Source organism: Globicatella sanguinis (assembly GCF_002847845.2).
Lineage (GTDB): Bacteria > Bacillota > Bacilli > Lactobacillales > Aerococcaceae > Globicatella > Globicatella sanguinis.
In genome coordinates, this window is record NZ_CP126962.1 from 2,308,281 (window position 1) to 2,328,281 (window position 20,001).

Here is a 20,001-nt window from a genome sequence, read left to right on the forward strand (position 1 = left end):
TGTGATAAAATTTAACCATGTGAAATATAAGGAGGAATTCAAGTGTCAACATTAAAGTCACGTGAAGAGATGAATGAATTATATACCTGGGATTTAACAAGCATGTATGCTGATGACGCGGCGCAAGAAGCGGATGCTGAAGCAGTCAAAGCCATGTTTCCCAAATTAGCTGAATTTAGTGGAAAATTAGCAGAAGGGCCAGAAGTATTAGCAGATGCCTTAGATTTAATTGGCGAAGCAGCGCGTAAAATGTCTAATGTGTATGTTTATGCACACTTAAAAAATGACCAAGATGCTACTAACAGCACCTATCAAGAAATGTATGCCAAAGCAACTCAATTATATGGTCAATTTGGGGAAACAGTCGCTTATTTCGAACCAGAATTGAATACCATTCCTGAAGCTACCTTAACTCAATTTATCGACGAAAATGATCGTTTAAAACATTATCAACAACATTTAGATAATATGGGTCGTGGTCGCGCGCATGTTTTACCACAAGAACAAGAGTTATTATTAGCTCAAGCAAGTGAAGTATTCCAAGGGGCAAGCAATACTTTTGGTTTATTAAACAATGCGGATTTAGTATTTCCAACCATTAAGGATGAAGAAGGCAAAGAAGTTCAATTAACGCATTCTTTATATAGTAAATTTTTAGAAAGTTCTGACCGTCGTGTGCGTAAAGAGACTTTTGAAAAATTCTACTCAGTTTACGATCAATTTAAAAATACGATGGCTTCTATTTTATCAACGAGTATTAAAGTGAATAATTATGATGCTAAAGTGCATAAATTTGAATCAGCACGTCAAGCAGCTTTATTTACTAATAATATTCCAGAATCGGTCTATGATACTTTAGTGGACACTGTTAATAAACGTTTAGACTTATTACATCGTTATGTTGGTTTACGTAAAGAGTTATTAGGTCTAGAAGATTTAGAAATGTACGATATGTACACACCTTTATTAGGTGATGCACCGATTAAGATGACTTATGAAGAAGCAAAATCAATTACTTTAGAAGCGTTAGCACCATTAGGAGAAGAATATTTAGCGATTATGCGTGAAGCCTTTGAAGATCGTTGGATTGACTTATATGAAAATAAAGGCAAACGTTCAGGCGCTTATTCTTCAGGGACTTATGATTCGAAACCTTATATCCTAATGAACTGGCAAGATAACGTAAACTGGTTATATACCTTAGTACATGAGTTAGGACATAGTGCCCATAGTTATTTAACACATAAAAATCAACCCTATACTTATGGTAGCTATTCTATTTTCTTAGCGGAAATTGCTTCGACTACTAATGAAAACTTATTAACCGCTTATTTATTAGATAAATATGAAGATCCACAAGTAAGATTATATATTATCAATCATTTCTTAGATGGTATGAAAGGGACTGTATATCGTCAAACTCAATTTGCTGAATTTGAGCATTTTATGTATCAATCTGATGCCGCCGGTCAACCTTTAACTCAACAATTTTTATCAGATAATTACCGTGAATTAAATCGTAAATACTATGGTGAGGCTGTGAACTCTGATTCTGAGATTGCTTTAGAATGGAGCCGTATCCCTCATTTCTACTATAATTATTATGTGTTCCAATATGCAACAGGATTTTCTGCTGCAACGGCCTTTTCAAAAGCGATTTTAGAAGGGCAAGAGGGCGCATTGGATAAATATTTAGGTTACTTAAAAGCTGGTCGTAGCCAATACCCAATTGACATTATTAAAACAGCTGGTTTAGATATGACACAAAGTGACTATATCGATGCTGCTTTAGATGTCTTCGAACAACGCTTAAATGAATTTGAAGCATTGTTAAAAGAAAATAAATAATATAGGTGCTAGAATTTTTAAAGGCTCTACAACTTTCTATGTGAATCCACAAGAGATAGGCTATTTATTGTGGGGTCCACTAAACATTTAGTACGAAAAAAATAAAGATACAGGCTAAGATTCGTTATTGTAATGCGAATTTTAGCCTGTCTTTTTTGCGAGTATTTTTATTTTTTAGTGAGGGTAGAAAAAATCACCAGTACTATTTTAGTAATTTTACAGTGGTAGTAAAATTCTGTTTGGTTTTATTTGAATATTTTATATCTCAGTGTTTGTGCGGTCTCAAGCGACATCTTAATGACTTGTTTGAGACCTATTTCAATTTGCAAGGATGGCAAACGAAGCGTGCATTGTCCGATTGGCTATTCCCAAACTGTACGGGGAGGTCAGACGAAACGAACCTTGTCTGATTGTCTACTTACAAACTGTACGAGGATTGTCAGACGAAGCGTGCATTGTCCAATTGTCTATACCCAAACTGTACGGGGAGGTCAGACGAAGCGTGCATTGTCCGATTGTCTATTCCTAAACTGTACGGGGAGGTCAGACGAAGCGTGCATTGTCCAATTGTCTATACCCAAAGTGTACGGGAGGTCAGACGAAGCAAGAATCATGCGATTTTCTACTCTGGCTGAAACCCAAGTGTATAGTGAGAAGTGACGGATTGAAAATGATTCAATAATTACGGCGTCCTTGCCTTTCGTTTATTCTGCAAGTAAACCATCAATAATTTCGATTAATTGTTCTTCACTCATTTGGCCAGGATAGCGATCAAAGCTACCATCTGCATGGACGACAATCGTGTACGGTAAGATGGCAGTTTCGAGTTTGACTTGATTATTAAATCCTAAGTCATAATAAATAGGCATAGTGTAGTTGAATTCTTTTAAATATTCTTTAGCTGCTTCTTCGGTTTCACTTGGTCGTGATAGCGTCGCATTCAACATGACAAATTGAATGTCTTCATGATGTAAGTCGTACTGTTTCTGGAAGTAGGGCATTTCCTCACGACAAGGAGGGCACCAACTAGCCCAAACATTGATAATAGTCGGGCGATCGAGTAAGCGATACAAGGAATATTTTTGGTTATTTTGATCAATAATAACTGTTTCTGGTAAATCAGTATTAATTAGATTTTTTTCTTGAGCCATTTCGGCAATGGTCGTTGTTTCCAGAGTGGTCTCAATCATCGGCAACTCTTGAGTTGTTTGATCAGGGTTAGAATTATAAGTGGCTAATTCGGTAGTGGCTTCATTATTTTCATTTGAGTCAGCTACGGTAGAATTATTATTAGTTTCATTATCCGTTGAGTCAATAGTAGACTGTTCATTATTGTCAGCTGTTGCTTGCTCGCTCACAGATTGCTCAGTTTCAGATGCTATTTGTTGGCTAGAAGTGAGTGGTGACTCTGTTTTAGGTGAAGTTGATAATTGTTGTTGCAAAGTAAAAGCTAAGATAAAAATGAAGACTAAACTAAGTCCTAAGATGGTAAGACGTTTCATAGATTGTTCCTCCTATTAGACCGGTAAAATTTGATAAATATAGCCCGTTGCGATTAATAAGCCAAAACCAATTAATAGTATCGCTGAGATAATTTGAATGAGATGAGTATGTTTTTTGATTTGTTGTAAGACGTCTTTACTTTCATTAATAAATAGTGCACTTAAAATAAAAGGAATTCCTAAACCTAAGGCATAAGTCATCATACGCAGTACCGCTTCTATTTGGTGGTCAGCATTGAGAGCTAAGGCCATAGCCGACGCTAAATAGACACCAACGCAAGGCGTCCAACTTACTGCAAATATCATTCCAAAAATAAAGGGATTGAGTGGTAGTCGATTGGTTTGCATCCCCTTAAATATTTTTTGTGAAAAACGATGACCTAGCAACTGGTCAATACCTAGTAAGACTAATAGCAGTCCGGTCACCACTTGAATTGTTTGGCGGTTAATAATAATAAATTTGCCAATTGTACTAACGAAAACACTCATCGCGATAAAAACGACAGAAAAGCCTAAGACAAATTTTAATGCTTCTATAAATGTTGATTTGGATTCATCTTGAGCAGTAAAATAAGCTAAATATAAAGGAATCATGGGTAACAAACAAGGGGAAATGAAGGTTAAGATACCTTCTAGAAATAGTAATAAATAGGTCATACTAATGGCCTCTTTTCGTTAATTCTTAGATTTCGATAAAATAACAAATCAGATTGTGGAAAAACGTCTGATAATGACGATTAATCGATTAATATGTCATTATTCCTATTGTCTCGTCTATTGTAACAAAGACTGATTGTACCTTAAAGGAAACTGCTCAGTAAAAATATGAAGATAATATCGTTTTCACAAATGCTTTTGCATATATTTACTGTTTTATTACATAACTTATTACTATCAGTAGGATAAATGTGTTATAATTTTAAATAACTAGGATTGGGCATAAACTTTAAAAATTTCGTTTGGTTCCATCTTTTTATCGTACAGTACAGGGTTGAGTTGTCTTAAACTGCGTCTCAAAGAGATTGAGTATAAATTCAATCCAGTGATTGCTCGATAATTAAAAGTGCAGTGGTTGAGTGGTCTTAAATGATGTCCTAAGAAGGTGGGCATAAAGACGAAGCGAAATTCAATCGATTTTCTACTTCTTTCTCACTCCCGACTGTGTGAGGTTGGCAGACGAAGCGAAAATCATTTAAATTTCTACTAATTGCCCATTCTATGAGTTAGACAGTTAAAATATATTTCGAGGTGTAAAATGAGTAAAATAAAAATTATACCCTTAGGTGGGGTTCGAGAAGAGGGGAAAAACTTATACGCAGTTGAGGTGAATCATTCGATTTTCGTCTTAGATTGCGGGTTAGTTTATCCTGAAGAAGAATTATTGGGGATTGATTTTGTTATTCCCGACTTTTCATATTTAATTGATAATAAAGATCGGGTGGTAGGCATTTTCTTAACCCATGGACATGCCGATGCCGTAGGAGCATTGCCATATTTATTAGATGAAATAGATGTTCCTGTTTTTGGTACGGAATTTACGATTGGGATTGCATCTATCTCAGCGAAAGCACGTGGCTTGGCTGATCGTTTAAATAGCTTTTTCCAAATTGATGAGAAAACTGAAATTGAGTTTGAAGACGCAAAGGTTAGTTTCTTTAGAACGACCCATACGATTCCTGATTCTGTGGGAATTGTCATTCATACCGATGAGGGACAAATTGTTTATACTGGCGATTTCCGTTTCGATCCAGCAGCGAGTCCAATGTATCGCACGGAGTTTGGTCGTTTGACAGATATTGGTGAAGAGGGCGTGTTAGCTTTATTAAGTGACTCTGCCAATGCGGAATCAAGTTTTGATAGCATTAGCGATTATAAAGTAGTTGAAGAATTAACGGAAACTTTCACGAATGCACCAGGACGTGTTATTGTAGCGAGTGTAGGTAGTAATATTTCACGGATTCAACAATTATTAGAAGCCGCTTATCGTTCAAATCGTACGATTTTCTTTTCTGGTCAAGAATTATATGACATTGTCGATTTAGCGATTGAATTAGGGAAGATTTCAATTCCAAGCAAGCGTGTTTTAGGTCAAATTAAGCGACTAGATAAAACACCGGACGATGAAGTGTTAATTTTAGAAACTGGTGATGCAGGGGAACCATTAAAAGCTATCGAATTAATGGCTTTAGGCCATCACCGTCAAGTTAAAATTAAACAAGGTGATTTAGTGTATATCGCTTCAACACCTTCATTAGCCTTTGAAACAGCAATGGCTCGTATTAAAGACAGTGTCTATCGTTGTGGCGCAACCGTTGAAGAAATTACCGATAAGGTTGTCATTAGTGGTCATGCAAGCCGCAATGATTTAAAATTAATGATGAGTTTCTTAAAGCCTAAATATATTATCCCTGTTAATGGTGAGTATCGCATGCAACATGCCCATGCGAATGTAGCCAAACAATTGGGCTATGAAGACGATCAGTTGATTATACCAGCAGTTGGTGATGTCATTGAACTATACAAAGGGCGTTTCCAAATTACGCAACAAGTAGAAGCGGGTGATGTCTTAGTTGATGGCATCGGCGTTGGCGATATTGGTAGCGTAGTATTGCGTGATCGTCGCATTTTAAGTGAAGAAGGTATTTTTGTGATTGTCGCAACTATCTCACGTCGCTTAGGTCGTGTGTTAGTTGGACCACAAATTACTTCTCGAGGGTTTATCTATGTCAAAGAAAACATTGAAATTTTACAAATGTGTTCAACAATGACTTTAGATATTTTAGATAAACATTTAGCGAGCGAAGACTTTGAATGGAATGAATTAAAACAAGATTTACGCGAGCAAATTGGTAAATATTTATATCAAGAAACGAAGCGCCGTCCGGTAGTCCTACCAATTATTATGGAAGCTTCAAGTTATCAACCTGAAGAATAAGGGAAGGTGTTGGAATGAATAAAAGAACCACTCGTTTATTAATGGATGGATTAATCGCAACAGCATTGGTAGTTTTGTGGCGTGCGATTGGCTTTGAATGGCAATCAACAGAAATCTTAGGAGTGACATTAGCCATTGGCTTAGTACCATTAATCTGGCTAGGTCTGCGCCATGGTTCTGCAACAGCAATTGTCTTTGCAGCGATTGCAGGTGCCATTAATTTAATATTAAGTCGTCCTGAATGGGATTGGATAACTAAGATTTTAACGGAAGTTACCCCATTATTATCAGCCGGAATTGCAGGTTTATTTGCGAAATATACGCAAAAAACATTGAATAATCGTCGTTTATCTTCGACTTATTTAAATATCGTAACGGCTAGCTTATTGGTTTCACTGGTTTATTTTGCATTACGTTATGTTATCATCCCAATGGTATTGCCAGCAGTGGATGGGTTGGCTTTAAATCAATTACCATTATGGGGTGGTTGGTTAGCTACAACAGTGATTGCTGCGGTAGTCTTAATTTTAATGGCGCGCATCAATCAAGGCTTGATTATTCCTAAGCGTAGTAAATACTTATCTCGTAAAGAAACCTCAAGTCTTTTAAATGACTAATTAAATAATGAGATGCATGATTAAGTATGCATTTTAACCCTAACAAACGTTGAAGTAGGATTATTACCTTGCGTTTGTTAGGGTTTTTGTAGTTTTTAGGAGACTTTGGATGTTTAATCAACTACTCCCTGTTAAAACAGAGAGTTTGTCCTAAACATAGTGGTTGTACAAACGATGTCATATCTCCAACCGTTTAAAGACATTAAGGGATGGTTGACTGGCACCCCATCAATAAGCGGTCTGTAGACACTTACTGAATATTGTTTTATGTTTAATAATTTTGTATTGGCACAACTTTTTCAAACCGTAGTTTTTTCTCACTCGACAGATATCGGTGACCCAATTCTTTAATATTGATAGCTGCCACACGGTCATCATTTGATTGATACCCACAATTCTGACAAGTAAATAAGTGCTTATCTTGTTGTCTATTAGCTTTATCAATTGATTCGCATTTTGGACAACGTTGGGACGTAAATTGTGCGGATACTTTTAAAACTTGCGAACCACTTTCTAAAGCTTTGTACATTAACTTTTCTTCAAAATCGAAGAATCGCCAAGAATGGTGTTCATACCGTGCATCTTGCTTACGGTGATGAGTCGTGTTAAAAGTAACGTTCGTAAGATCTTCCACCACAAACATGGTATTGGCCCCGTATCGGTCAACGAGTGTCTTTGATAATTGATGGTTCACATCATTCATCCAGCGGTTCTCTCGTCTTTCAATTGTTTTAAGGCGTCTACGACTTGATTTGGTGTTCTTCGCTTGTAAGGACTGGCGCAATTTCTTAAAATGCCGTCTTTTCTTTATCAAGCTTTTACCCGAATAGAAGGTAGTATGAGCTGTATCATCCGCAATCGTTAGTATCTGTCTTAAACCACGGTCAATGCCTACAATCCGTTGAATATTAGCTTCAGCTGGGTTGTCTATCTCTTTACTTGCGGACACGTGTAAGAACCACTTACCCTTACGACAGAGTAATTCAGCTTGACCGAACTTGTAATCATTCTGGCTAAATTGTTGAAGATAAGCGATATGTTGCTTATCACAAGACACTTTAATTCGCCCTTGATTAGTCGTCAGTGAAGAGGTGTCGTCTTGATGATAAGCGTAGTTACGATTACGTACGAACACAGCGACTGGTCGCTTAAACCCTAGGGGTTTCGTTAAATGGTGTTTATTGTATTCTAAAAAGGGGCCAAATATCGAAAGAATTGCAGCCGAAAAAGGGACCACCTGCAGTCTATTATCCGCTATAATATTTAGATAGAATTTTTATAGTGGAGGTTGCTTGGAGTGTTAAGTATGACTCTTGAATTTGAAATTATCAGTTGTTATCGTCGAGGAGAAACTAAAAGAGGAATTAGTCGTAAACTGGAGGTAGATAGAAAAACAGTCAGAAAAATTTGTGATGCTTATGACGAGACGCTAGTTAAACTGGGCAAAGCTGAAGACGACCAAGCCCTTGAACGTGCCACAGAGGAATTAGTGTTAAAGAGAAAGTATGATAGCTCTAACCGAAAGAAAACAGCCTTTACTCCAGAAGTAGAGGCAAGAATGAAGGAGTTGCTTGAAGAAGAAAAAGAGAAAACAAAAAGATTAGGTTCACATAAACAAGCTCTAACTGCCGTAGCTGTCGCTGAAATACTCAATGAGGAAGGCTATGATATTAAGTATCGAACGGTCGCTCACTATTGGGGACAATTGAATAAAAAGGCTAAGGAGGCTTTTATACGCCAAGAGTATGAATTAGGATCCCGAGTTGAATTTGACTTTGGAGAAGTTAAGCTGGATATCAATGGAAAGGTGACAACACTTTACCTAGCGGTCTTTGCCAGCCCAGCTTCCGATTATTATTGGGCTTATTTATATACCCATCAGAAACAAGATGTTTTTCAAGACGCACATGTTCGCTTCTTTGAACAGGTAGGAGGTGTTTATTTAGAAGTTGTCTATGATAATATGCGTAACGTTGTTTCAAGATTTATTGGCAAAAGTGAAAAGGAGTTGAATGCTCGTCTGATTCAATTAGCTACTTATTATGGGTTTGATATCAACGTCACCAATTGTTTCAGCGGTAATGAGAAAGGAACAGTAGAAGGCAGGGTTAAAAAGGTGCGTCAAGCTTGTTTCACCAAAGTCTATCAGTTCGATAGTTTAGAAACAGCTTGTGACCATCTCCAATCCCAACTGATAAAACTAAATGAAAGTAGCCAAATAGAAGCCGAAAAGGAACAGCTCTTATCTTATCGCCCACCTTTTGAATTAGCAGATTTCCATGAACTAAAGGTAAATCGTTATTCCGCTATTCATTATGAACGCAATCAGTATTCAGTACCCGATTACCTAGTTGGAAAAACTGTCCAAGTGAAAGCCTATCATGACCGCTTAGTTATCTATTCTAATGATCAAGAGGTCGCTAGGCATCAAAAAATAGAGGGTTCTCAAGGCTTCTGTCTCGATATCTTCCACTATATCAAAACTTTGAAAAAGAAGCCGGGGGCATTAAAGCATTCACATGCATTGAAGTATAACCCTGATTTGAAAATCCTCTATGAGAAATATTATAGCGATAAACCAAGAGATTTCCTAGAACTACTTGAAAAATATCAAGTTTTAAATCCTGAGGTTCGCATTCAAACCATTGAAGCCAGCCTTCTTTCTTCACTAGAAGAGCCCTCAATGGAGTCGAGTCAAGATGCCATCATCCAGCAGACTCAGCAGACTCTTCATCAATTCAATGACCTTTTCGGTTTGGAGGAAGTTATATGATGAAGATTGTTGAAGCAGCTAATGAGCTAAAATTGGCCTTTCTTAAAGAGAATCACCAGCAATTAATAAAAGAGTATCAAGCCAGAGGATTGAACATTGAAGAGGCCATCGAAGAATGGCTGAATGAAGAAGTGATGCATCGACGGGACCGTAGTCATCAAAGGCGAATCAAAGCGGCTAAATTTAATCAGAAGAAGTATTTGGTGGACTTTGATGACACAGTCTTTCAGGAGCCTGTTAGAAAGGAACTACGGAACTTAAAGACGTTACAATTTATTGAAGAAAAGGAGAATGCCATTTTTATAGGAAATCCAGGAACGGGTAAGACCCATTACAGTATTGGATTAGGGATGGAAGCTTGTTTAAAGGGTTATAATGTCTTATTTGTCAACGCCCCTAATCTAGTCATCCAGATGAAAGAGGCCGTCACTCAGAGTCAATTTTATCGTTTTAAGCAGCGCTTAAAGAAGGTAGATTTATTGATTATCGACGAACTTGGCTATTTATCCTTCGATGAATCGGGGGCTGAACTTATCTTTAATTTATTATCGAATCAGATAGGAAAGGGATCGGTGATTATTACCACTAATTTAACATTTGATCGTTGGCAAGAATGCTTTAAAGATCCTACTTTAACAGGAGCGCTTGTCGACCGTCTCGCTTACAAAGCCCATGTGGTAGATATGCGAGGAGAAAGTTACAGAATGAAGCAAACAAGCCTATGGAAAAAGGGACTAGAGAAAGGAGAAGATTAGCTCCTATTACCACTGCAAGGTGGTCCCTTTTTCGTCAGCAAAGTGGTCCCTTTTTCATTTGACATATACAAATGGTAAAGGTCTTTATATAGCGTATGATATTTACCTGTATGGATATCTTTATAACGCTTAGGTTTTTGTTTAAACTGTGTTTTTACGGTCTTATATCTTGCGATTACCGTACGCATCACGGACTGGGCCATTTGCGATTGCAGTCCAAAATCCTGACGTATCTGATGATACAAGGCGTTGTGCAAAGTCGTTTGACCTAATTCAAAGTCATGGTCAAAGATATATGTCGAAACAAAATTACAAGCGTTTAAAAACTGTTGTTGGGTTTCTTCGAATTTTTCAATATCACTAGCACTTGGGTATAATTGCACTTTAATCGTTTTCGTTAACAGCATCTTGTCACCTCATTTCTCTTAAATACATTATACTATCTATTTAGTAAAAACATAAACGATAACCTAGTAAAATCAATAAAAATAGCTGTCTATTTCGCTAATTCCTCCTAGGTATTAATACCGAGGTTTCCTTAGCTGACAGCTTGTAAATGAAATTTTGTATTGATTGAGGAGTTTTTGGTGCTTAGTGTGTTTTGTGAATTTCTGTATTTTGCGTTTAATCGAAAGTTTTAAGTGCGCGTTCGTTCTGTGTTCATTAAAAGCTCTTTGTTTCTAAAATATGGAAACAATACCCATTGCCAATGAATAATTTAACACAAATTGATTTTAATAAGGAGTGGCAACCTGAACAACCAGCCTTTTATTTATTTGAATTTGAGTTGGAGCAAGTCAGCGATACCTTTATCGATATGACCGGATGGGGAAAAGGCTTTGTGGAAGTGAATGGCTTTAACAGTGGCTTTTTTTGGGAAGTGGGACCTCAGGTACGATTATATATCCCAGCAACTCTCTTAAAGAAGGACAATCGCATTATTATTTTTGAAACTGAAGGTCAATTCCAAGAAAAGATAACTTTATGCAAACAACCTGGATTAGGTCGGGTAGAAAATAGCGATGCTATCTAACAAGCGATCGACTTATGAAGGCTTGACTAGTTAGATAAACATCCAACAAATTGAGAAAGACTTAACTACAACGAGATAACGAAAGCAAAACGCACGACTAAAACCTGTTGAGGTTGCCGTCGTGCGTTGGTTTATTTTGATTTGGTTTCTTCATTGTCAAAGTAAGCTTCTAAACGATAGATGCGATTGCCTTTGCTTGAAAATTTTTCTTCATATTCGGTCATGATATTACCTTCAAAGTCTGAATGATGTAAGTCTAACCAGACTTGTTTTAATTTAATACCATATTGTGAGAAAGAGTAGAGCGTATATTCAAATAATCCTTGGTTATCGGTTTTAAAATGAATTTCACCATCCGCTACTAAAATTTCTTCATATTGTTTAATGAAATCGGCAGAGGTTAGACGGCGTTTCTCATGTCGTTTCTTTGGCCAAGGATCAGAAAAGTTTAAATAAATTCGACTGACTTCACCAGGTTCAAAGTACTGATTTAAGTTACGGCCATCGGCATGTAAGATTTGTAAATTAGGTAATTGTGCTTCTAATTGTAATTCAAGCACACTCACAATGACGCTGGTTTGAATTTCGATACTAATATAATTAATTTCGGGGTGAGCTTTGGCCATCTCAACGATAAAACGTCCTTTTCCAGAACCCACTTCAATATGCAGGGGTTGTACTTTTTCAAAGCGAGTTTGCCATTTTCCGCGAAATTGTTCTGCTTCTTGTGGGACATATTCTGGATGGGCATCTAATTTGTCTTGGGCCCATGGTTTATTTCTAAGGCGCATAAAAGCCTCCTTTTGCTTGATCTTCTGATTGATAAATATTTCGTAATAATAAAATAAATTGGTTCACTTGTTGTGGTCGATTTTCTAATGTATATTGCTTAATTAATAAGAGACAGTTCATTAGGCTATACCATTTAACGCGTTTGTAAAAAGAGTTATCAAATTCAAACTGATAGCGATCAAACCAATCCATCCATTCACTTGGTTGAAAATATTGAAGTAAGAACCAAGTAAGGTCGCTAATTGGGTCGGCAATTTTAACGCCTTCCCAGTCGACTAAAAATAACTTTTGATCTTCATCGAGCATGAAGTTATTATGATTTAAATCGCCATGACAAACAGTATAACGACATTGATAGAAATCATCGTCTACTGAGTCTTCTAAAAAGCGGATGACTTCATTAAAAAATCGGTGTTGCGTTAAGGAAGGGGGCAAGCTTTCAAAATATAGATCAATAAAGTCTAAAGGTTTGAAAGCATTACTTTGTACCCGTCTTAGTAAAATTAATAAATGCTCGGACTGATGAATTTGTTTAATCAAATCAATAACGTCCAAATTATGCATATTTTCTCTTGTTAACTGTTTTGCATTTTTCCACTCTTGAGCAGTTAATAAGTCCCCTGAGTAAGTTCTTTGAGTCCACATTAATTTAGGAGCTAAACCTTCCGCTGAAAGAGAAGGAATGAAAGGTGAGGAATTGCGTTTGAAAAATACTTTCTCATCATCTTTAATCCCCATAAAAGCTTCTCCAGATGAGCCTTTTAGTGGTAACATTCGCCACTCGTTACGTCCATCAAACGCCATTTTTTACCTCCTTTCAAAAAATCATACAGTAACCATTTTACCAAAGTCTTTGGCGTGGTCAAGCAAAATTAAGCTTGATAGTCATAAATATCCAAAATTTCTCCTGTGAAAGCGTCAGCGATAAAATTGTAAGTGAAAATTTCATCACCTTCTTGACGTGAAATACCGCCAAGATAGACGAGAGGTTTGCTTTCAAAAACTTCATATTCTACGGGTTCATAATCAATCCAAGAACCAGTAATCGTCCCTTGATTTTGGAATAATGCTTTTACTTCTTCTAAGACAAGATTCGCTTTTTTAGGTTGGTTCTCACGATAGAAAAGCGCACCTGCTGCCCCTACAACCAGACCAGTTGCGAGTAATAATAATCCAGCTAAAGTATTGTTTTTATTTTGGCTCATTTTAATTCCTCCTTAAAGAAAAAATTAACACAAAAAGACTGCTTTCTTGCGTAGTATTTCCATTATAACACAATGGATATATTGATTGTACTATTATTTGATTGTGAAAAACATCCGATTTTACCGTGTAGAAAACCGTGTTAACATCGTGATTAAGGTTTGATTTTGAGGGTATTTTGTGCCACAATATATTAGATAGAAATTTAGAATGGAGCGAATTTCAATGAACGAAACATCATTTAAGTTGATTAAAGAATTAACGGAATTACAAGGGATTTCTGGTAATGAGGGTCGCGTGCGCGCGTATTTAAGAGAGCATATGACGCCATTAGTTGATGAAATTCATCAATCTCCATTAGGTAATATTTTTGGTATTAAACAAAGTCAAACTGAAAATGCCCCTCGTTTAATGATTGCGGCACATATGGATGAAGTAGGCTTTATGGTTAGCCGTATTACTGAAAATGGATTATTCGCTGTGATTCCGATTGGTGGTTGGAATCCATATAGTATTTCAGCCCAACGTTTTACTCTTCAAACGAAGAAAGGTGATTATGTCTGTATTTCTTCTTCAGTCGCACCGCATTTATTACGTGGTAATAATGGAGAAAGTAAAACTGTCAAAGCAGAAGATATATTATTTGATGCTGGATTTACCTCTCGTGAAGAAGCATTAGAGTATGGCGTTCGACCAGGGGATTCGATTGTGCCACAAGTGGAAACTGTTAAAACGGCGAATGGATTAGGCGTTATTGCGAAAGCGTGGGACAATCGCTATGGTTGTGCGGTTATGTTAGAAACATTGCAAGCCGTTAAAGACCAAAAATTGAATTCCACTTTGATTGCTGGCGCAAGCGTTCAAGAAGAGGTCGGTTTGCGTGGAATTAAAGGTGCGGTTCATCAATTTAAACCAGATTTATTCTTAGCAGTAGATTGTTCCCCAGCGGGTGATATGGAAGGTAAAAAAGATGTAGACGGTCGTTTAGGCGAAGGCTTCTTATTAAGAATGCAAGACCCAGGTCATATTACGCATAAAGGTTTAAGAGATTATATTTTAGATACAGCAGAAACACATGGTATTCCGTATCAATACTTCTTCTCTAAAGGGGGAACGGATGCAGGTGCCGCTCATGTGATGAATGATGGTGTCCCAAGTGGTGTGATTGGTGTTCCAGGACGTTATATTCATGGACATCAAACCTTATTTAGAATTTCAGATTATGAAGCAGCAAAAGAAATGTTACATCAAATTGTAACAACTTTTGATAGCACAACATTAAATTCAATTAAAGAACAAGCATAGGAGCGAAAAAATATGTGGTTAGCATTTTATAATAATGAAGGTATTGGCGATGTTTTATTATTGACAAGTGGCAATGTCGCGGATGATAAAGTAAAAACAGCGACTAAAGATAATGTCACCGTTATTTATGATGAAGATACTGACGAAGCAGTTTCTGTCAATCTATTCAATGTTGCAGAAAAATTAGGTCTTGAAGGTAATGGTGCTCTGGCTTTATCTACTGAACAAGTGAAACAAGTTAATGAAATGATTGCGGCAGCAGGATTTGATTTAACAATCGAAGTCGATAATTCACCCAAATTTGTGGTTGGTCATGTAGAAGAATGTCGTCCACATGAAGATAGTGATCATTTAAGTGTGACGCAAATTCGTGTTTCTGATGATAAAGTCTTGCAAATTGTGTGTGGTGCGCGTAATATATCTAAAGGATTGAATGTCTTAGTTGCGTTACCGGGTGCAGTGATGCCAAGTGGTTTGATTATCTGGCCGGGTGAATTGCGTGGCGTTGTAAGTAATGGGATGGTTTGTTCAACCCGTGAATTAGAGTTAACTCATATTGAGGATTATCCAGGTATTTGGGAATTAGCCAAAGATTTAAAAATTGGCACTCCATTATCTGAAGTGGTAGAATATTACGCATAGTATTATAGAATCTATTAAAAGAGGTGAGCGACGTGAGTGAATATGATGGACCAGCATTTAATAAGCGTCAACATCGATCGAATAAAAATCGTCGTTTTAATCGTTTAACTGATCGTGATGGTAGTAAACGTATCTTTGACACCACTCGGAGCCAAACTGCTGATAAACAAGATGAACCTCTGTATTATGAGTTACCTAAGAAAGTTCGAAGTATGGATCAACGCGAAGATTTAGCACCGCCGGTTGACCGTCAACAATTAAATGCTAGAATAGAAAATGCTCAATCACACCAATCCGTCAATGGGAAGGAACGTTATTCGGTTCCATTTTTAAAGCAACAACATTCGGATTCGTCAGACAAAGTATTTTTAAATCAACAAGTCGCAGACAGTGAACCTGAAGCGGCAGCAGAAGAAACCACCTATCAACCTAGCGAGCGTTTTAAATCAAAACGGTATCAACCGGCTTTAACAGAACAACCCATAGCGCTAAGTAAGAGTAGGGCTGACGCAACAATGCCAATCGAAACAGCAGCACAAAGTGAAGCCAAGTCAATTGAAGCTTCCAAGATTCGCGAAGTAGCGGTGCGTTTAACTAAAGAAAAATCAAGTTATTTGTTATTTGAATATAGTAAGGAGAACTAACATGTTAACACATGATACAATTTATCATTTTGTAGGAATAAAAGGTTCAGGGATGAGTGCACTGGCTTTAATTATCCATGATAGTGGCTATAAGGTACAAGGTAGCGACATTTCTAAATACTTTTTCACGCAACAAGAATTAGAGAAAAAACACATTAAAATGATGGAATTTAACCCCGATAATATTCATGAAGGTTTAACCATCATTGCGGGGAATGCTTTCGGAGATGATCACCCTGAATTAGTAAAAGCACGCGAATTAAATTTACCAATCTATCGTTATCATGACTTTTTAGGTAGTTTAATCAATCATTTTACGAGTATTGCGGTTACCGGATCGCATGGTAAAACGTCTACTACAGGCATGTTGTCTCATACATTAAAACATTTAGCACCCATTAATTATTTAATCGGTGATGGTACTGGCTTTGGTAGTTTATCAGCTGAGTACTTTGCTTTAGAAGCGTGTGAATATCGTCGCCATTTCTTAGCTTATCAACCGGATTACGCCATCATTACCAATATTGATTTTGATCATCCAGACTATTATCATTCAATAGAAGATGTCTTTGAAGCGTTCCAAACATTTGCGAATCAAGCTAAAAAAGGTATCGTGGCTTGGGGTGAAGACCAATACTTACCAGGTTTAAAAGCGAATGTACCGGTATATTATTATGGCTTATCTGACACTAATGATTTTTATGCACAAAATATTGAAAAAACAACCGAAGGTGCAAATTTTGATGTTTATCGTCAAGGCGAATTTTTAGGACATTTTTCAATTCCGACTTATGGCCAACATAATATTTTAAACGCATTGGCAGTGATTGCAGTCTTAACATTAGAAGGATTTAAAGCGGAAGATATTGCTCAAAATATCGCCACTTTCGGTGGGGTAAAACGTCGCTTCTCTGTGAAGCAATTACATGATTTAACCATCATTGATGATTATGCTCACCATCCATCTGAAATTATCGCAACCATCGATGCAGCAAAACAAAAATATCCTAATCATAAAGTAGTGGCTGTTTTCCAACCGCATACTTTTACCCGTACGGTAGCTTTATTAGATGATTTTGCGCGGGCTTTAAATATGGCAGACGAAGTGCACTTAGTGGATATTTTCCATTCTGCACGTGAAATGGATGGAACAGTCAGCATTCAAGATTTGGCTAATAAAATTGATGGTAATGTGGAAATCATTTCTGCTCAACACCTATCGCCATTAATGGACTATAAAGATGAAGTCTTATTATTTATGGGTGCGGGTGATATTGATTTATTAGCTCGTCAGTTTGAAGCAGCTTACAGTCAAAATTTCGGTAATAACTTATAATTAAAATGGAGTCAGCCTGTTCAACGAGGCTGGCTTTTTTGCTCTATACTTTTTGGTGTGGGTGAACAGGAATGACTCTGTACTTGCACACCTTTTTAAATCAATATAAAAAGTGATTCTATAAGAATGGCTGTAGCGTGTGATGTCAGTATTCTGTTTAAAAGACGTGGCGCTGATTCCGAATATATTGTTAAGTCATCAGGTGCTTGTTCCATTCGATTATCGAGTAACGGGCTCGTTTGATACTACTTTGTAATGAAATGGTTGTGGGCTTGTGAATGACATTAAAGTACTCATTATGTTATAATAATCAGTGAGAATATTTATTTAGGGGGAATAATATGAAATGTCCAAATTGTGGTAAGCAAGTACGTTCTAAGACAAGATGTGCTTATTGTGGTCATCAATTTGATGGTTCAGAATCGACGCACGTACATGCTAAACCAGAACCTCAAAGAGATGAATTAAAAGATATTAAAACTACCGATGAAGTAGCTGCTGGTGTAGCGGCTGGACAAAGTCATGTAGATGATTTTGAAGAGACACGCGTTCTGGGAACTGTAGATAATTTAGATAATTTTGAAGAGACACGTGTTCATCGCACGATCGATAGTCGTCTTGATAATCGGGAAGAGCCTCAATTTGCCACTACTGATGAAGCGACGCGTACCCGTTCTAGTCGAGTAAGTGATGATGAATTAGAACGTTATATTGAAGATTCTGAAGTGATTCCTAAGACAAAACGACGTGGAAGTGTCTTAGGTTTCCTATGGAATATTATTAAATTATTTTTAGTTGTATTCTTATTATTCCTATTAATTGCCTTTGGCCCTAAATATGGGAAACAATTATGGGAAAAATATGGCTTTGGTAATCAAAACCAACCTTCTACAAGTGAACAAGTAGTGTCGACAGAAAGTGATGAAAATACTCCTAACTCAACAGATGAAAGTAATTCATTAGCCAATAACACTCAAACAGGGGCAAACGATAAAGAAGATGACAGTACCAAAGAAGATGCTACCACTAAAGAGGGTGAAACAACCCAAGAAGGTGAAACAACTAAAGAGGACGCATCTTCTGATAGTGACCAACCGAATCAAACAGAAAATGCGGTAGTAGCGAAAAGTGCTGTGAACTTAGATCATTATCCATTGACAGAAATTGAGTTAGAGTTAGCGGATGACCAAAAAGAAATTAAACGTGAAGATTTAAATATTTCAGTTGACATCGATGGCGATACTCAAGAAATCCAAGACTATTCACTTGTTCAAGAAGGTAAACAATTGAAAATTACTTTCAATAATCCAGCTATGCAAGTGATTGCGTCTGAGCAACCAAAACAAGTTGTGAAAGTAAAATCAGATTCATTAAATATTGATGAATCACTTGATGTTGAATTACCAAAAACAACAGTTGATGGTGAAAAGTTTGAAAACTTCAACCAAATTTTAACGGATAATTTATCGGAAACAGGCACTCTTTTAGCAGCATTTAAGAAAAATGGGGAAGACTCACCTTATATTTATGCTGATTCTTCATTTGATGCTTCACAATTATTCTCTTGGTTCATTTTAAACCGTACATTATCAGCGATAAATGAGGGTGAAATTGACCTTGAAACTAAGGTGAAAGTATTAGATGATCTAAAAGCTGAAGGGGATAATGGTGCCATTGCATCTGCAGAAGAAAATACTGAATTTACAATCGAAGCTTTAATGATTGAAGTGATTCAACAGCAAGATGCTTCTGCTATGAATCATTTGATTCAAGCAACAGGTGGTCCTAATGACTTTAACTTATGGTTATCTAAGAACCATTACTTTGCTACCAAAGTGACAGAGTTATTAAATGTCAATGACGAAGGTCATATAACAGGTACGGTCACCAATGCACAAGATTTATTATTGTTATTAGAGAAATTAGCTAATAATCAATTAGTGTCTGAAGAATTAGATGCGAAATTTAAAGAGATGTTATTAGAAACACCGATTACGCGTAAATATCCAGATGGATTCGAAGGCGTGACTCGTCGCTATGAAATTGCTTCAAATGATATTGATTCAACGAGCCAAGGATATGCCGGTATTTTAGAAACAGAAGATGGCCAATACTTAGTGGTGACGAATGTGGCGAATCCAAAAGATACTGACACAACTGTCTTAAGTATTGCGAACTCAATTCGTCAATTAGTTTCTTATTTCATGACTGGTGAAATTCCATCTGAAGAAGAGACAACTGAAGAAGCACCAGTTGAAGAAGTTCCTGCGGAAGAATATGTTGAGCCAGTCACTGAAGCACCAGTGGTTGAACAAACTGAAGCGCCAGGATTCCAATATGGGGATGACCTTAATGGTGATGGTATGCCTGATTCAGTATACGATCCAAATACTGGCGGTTACCGAAATATTAATTGGTTCCAAGATGAAGATGGATCTAATAAATTCTATTATGCTGAATAATATCATTTAGTTGATGATTAGTACAAATATTTTAATGGTGGGAGTGGGCCAGAATTAGAAAATTATATGATTTTCGCTTCGTCTGTCCACCCCCGCACAGTTGAGTTAAAAGAAAAACGAGCTAGTGAAGTAGAGTGTAACAAACTCTTTCTTC

The 20,001-nt window shown here is 36.9% G+C and carries 18 protein-coding genes; 11 read left to right on the top strand and 7 right to left on the bottom strand.

The annotated features are described in order from the left end of the window. Window positions 1–69: 69 nt before the first annotated feature. Complete coding sequence (gene pepF / locus CYJ72_RS10215) at window positions 70–1,848, top strand: oligoendopeptidase F (RefSeq protein WP_284630902.1); 1,779 nt, start codon at window positions 70–72, stop codon at window positions 1,846–1,848. Between the two features lie 704 nt (window positions 1,849–2,552). Here the strand turns inward: pepF and CYJ72_RS10220 are convergent. Then, entirely contained in the window at window positions 2,553–3,350 is a 798-nt protein-coding gene (locus CYJ72_RS10220) for a TlpA family protein disulfide reductase (RefSeq protein WP_066124479.1), read from the bottom strand. A gap of 15 nt (window positions 3,351–3,365) precedes the next feature. Then, entirely contained in the window at window positions 3,366–4,007 is a 642-nt protein-coding gene (locus tag CYJ72_RS10225) for a cytochrome c biogenesis CcdA family protein (RefSeq protein ID WP_066124478.1), read from the bottom strand. Between the two features lie 598 nt (window positions 4,008–4,605). Here CYJ72_RS10225 and CYJ72_RS10230 point away from each other — a divergent pair. Together CYJ72_RS10230 and CYJ72_RS10235 are read left to right on the top strand one after the other, a co-directional pair. Beyond that, a complete protein-coding gene (locus CYJ72_RS10230; RefSeq protein WP_284629758.1) occupies window positions 4,606–6,285 on the top strand; it encodes a ribonuclease J in 1,680 nt (559 codons plus the stop codon). A gap of 14 nt (window positions 6,286–6,299) precedes the next feature. Next, entirely contained in the window at window positions 6,300–6,902 is a 603-nt protein-coding gene (locus CYJ72_RS10235; protein WP_284629759.1) for an energy-coupled thiamine transporter ThiT, read from the top strand. Between the two features lie 271 nt (window positions 6,903–7,173). Here the strand turns inward: CYJ72_RS10235 and CYJ72_RS10240 are convergent, their stop codons facing one another. After that, complete coding sequence (locus tag CYJ72_RS10240) at window positions 7,174–8,139, bottom strand: RNA-guided endonuclease TnpB family protein (protein WP_284629760.1); 966 nt, start codon at window positions 8,137–8,139, stop codon at window positions 7,174–7,176. Between the two features lie 69 nt (window positions 8,140–8,208). Here CYJ72_RS10240 and istA point away from each other — a divergent pair, with 69 nt between their 5' ends. Both istA and istB read left to right on the top strand, forming a co-directional pair. Further along, window positions 8,209–9,675 (top strand): IS21 family transposase, encoded by a 1,467-nt coding sequence (gene istA / locus CYJ72_RS10245; RefSeq protein WP_284629761.1) that lies wholly within the window; start codon window positions 8,209–8,211, stop codon window positions 9,673–9,675. After that, on the top strand, window positions 9,672–10,430 hold the full coding sequence (istB, locus tag CYJ72_RS10250; protein WP_071408384.1) for an IS21-like element helper ATPase IstB: 759 nt from the start codon (window positions 9,672–9,674) through the stop codon (window positions 10,428–10,430). The genes istA and istB overlap by 4 nt, the downstream gene beginning before the upstream one ends. On the opposite strand, the gene CYJ72_RS10255 is transcribed toward istB, so the two are convergent. Next, window positions 10,427–10,837: a hypothetical protein gene (locus CYJ72_RS10255; protein WP_284629762.1), complete on the bottom strand. Its 411-nt coding sequence runs from the start codon at window positions 10,835–10,837 to the stop codon at window positions 10,427–10,429. The genes istB and CYJ72_RS10255 overlap by 4 nt on opposite strands. 302 nt (window positions 10,838–11,139) lie before the next feature. On the opposite strand from CYJ72_RS10255, the gene CYJ72_RS10260 reads away from it, so the two are divergent. After that, complete coding sequence (locus tag CYJ72_RS10260; protein ID WP_143739997.1) at window positions 11,140–11,463, top strand: hypothetical protein; 324 nt, start codon at window positions 11,140–11,142, stop codon at window positions 11,461–11,463. Window positions 11,464–11,594: 131 nt separating this feature from the next. On the opposite strand, the gene trmB is transcribed toward CYJ72_RS10260, so the two are convergent. The 3 genes from trmB to CYJ72_RS10275 all read right to left on the bottom strand — a co-directional run bounded on the left by trmB (window position 11,595) and on the right by CYJ72_RS10275 (window position 13,460). Beyond that, window positions 11,595–12,254, bottom strand: coding sequence for a tRNA (guanosine(46)-N7)-methyltransferase TrmB (trmB, locus tag CYJ72_RS10265; RefSeq protein ID WP_101813065.1), 660 nt, complete (start codon window positions 12,252–12,254; stop codon window positions 11,595–11,597). After that, on the bottom strand, window positions 12,244–13,059 hold the full coding sequence (locus CYJ72_RS10270) for a phosphotransferase family protein (RefSeq protein ID WP_066125087.1): 816 nt from the start codon (window positions 13,057–13,059) through the stop codon (window positions 12,244–12,246). Before CYJ72_RS10270 ends, trmB begins: the two co-directional genes overlap by 11 nt. Window positions 13,060–13,127: 68 nt before the next feature. Continuing rightward, on the bottom strand, window positions 13,128–13,460 hold the full coding sequence (locus tag CYJ72_RS10275) for a PepSY domain-containing protein (protein WP_071408837.1): 333 nt from the start codon (window positions 13,458–13,460) through the stop codon (window positions 13,128–13,130). Between the two features lie 223 nt (window positions 13,461–13,683). Here CYJ72_RS10275 and pepA point away from each other — a divergent pair, with 223 nt between their 5' ends. The 5 genes from pepA to CYJ72_RS10300 all read left to right on the top strand — a co-directional run bounded on the left by pepA (window position 13,684) and on the right by CYJ72_RS10300 (window position 19,847). Further along, the gene (gene pepA / locus CYJ72_RS10280) at window positions 13,684–14,763 is read left to right on the top strand and encodes a glutamyl aminopeptidase (RefSeq protein ID WP_078756614.1); all 1,080 of its coding nucleotides are present in this window, start codon (window positions 13,684–13,686) and stop codon (window positions 14,761–14,763) included. Between the two features lie 12 nt (window positions 14,764–14,775). After that, window positions 14,776–15,405: a YtpR family tRNA-binding protein gene (ytpR, locus tag CYJ72_RS10285; RefSeq protein WP_284629763.1), complete on the top strand. Its 630-nt coding sequence runs from the start codon at window positions 14,776–14,778 to the stop codon at window positions 15,403–15,405. Between the two features lie 32 nt (window positions 15,406–15,437). Continuing rightward, entirely contained in the window at window positions 15,438–16,049 is a 612-nt protein-coding gene (locus CYJ72_RS10290) for a hypothetical protein (RefSeq protein WP_284629764.1), read from the top strand. A gap of 1 nt (window position 16,050) precedes the next feature. Then, window positions 16,051–17,385, top strand: a complete 1,335-nt coding sequence (gene murC, locus CYJ72_RS10295; protein ID WP_066125078.1) for a UDP-N-acetylmuramate--L-alanine ligase — start codon at window positions 16,051–16,053, stop codon at window positions 17,383–17,385. Between the two features lie 341 nt (window positions 17,386–17,726). Next, on the top strand, window positions 17,727–19,847 hold the full coding sequence (locus CYJ72_RS10300) for a serine hydrolase (protein ID WP_284629765.1): 2,121 nt from the start codon (window positions 17,727–17,729) through the stop codon (window positions 19,845–19,847). The last annotated feature ends 154 nt before the right edge of the window (window positions 19,848–20,001 follow it).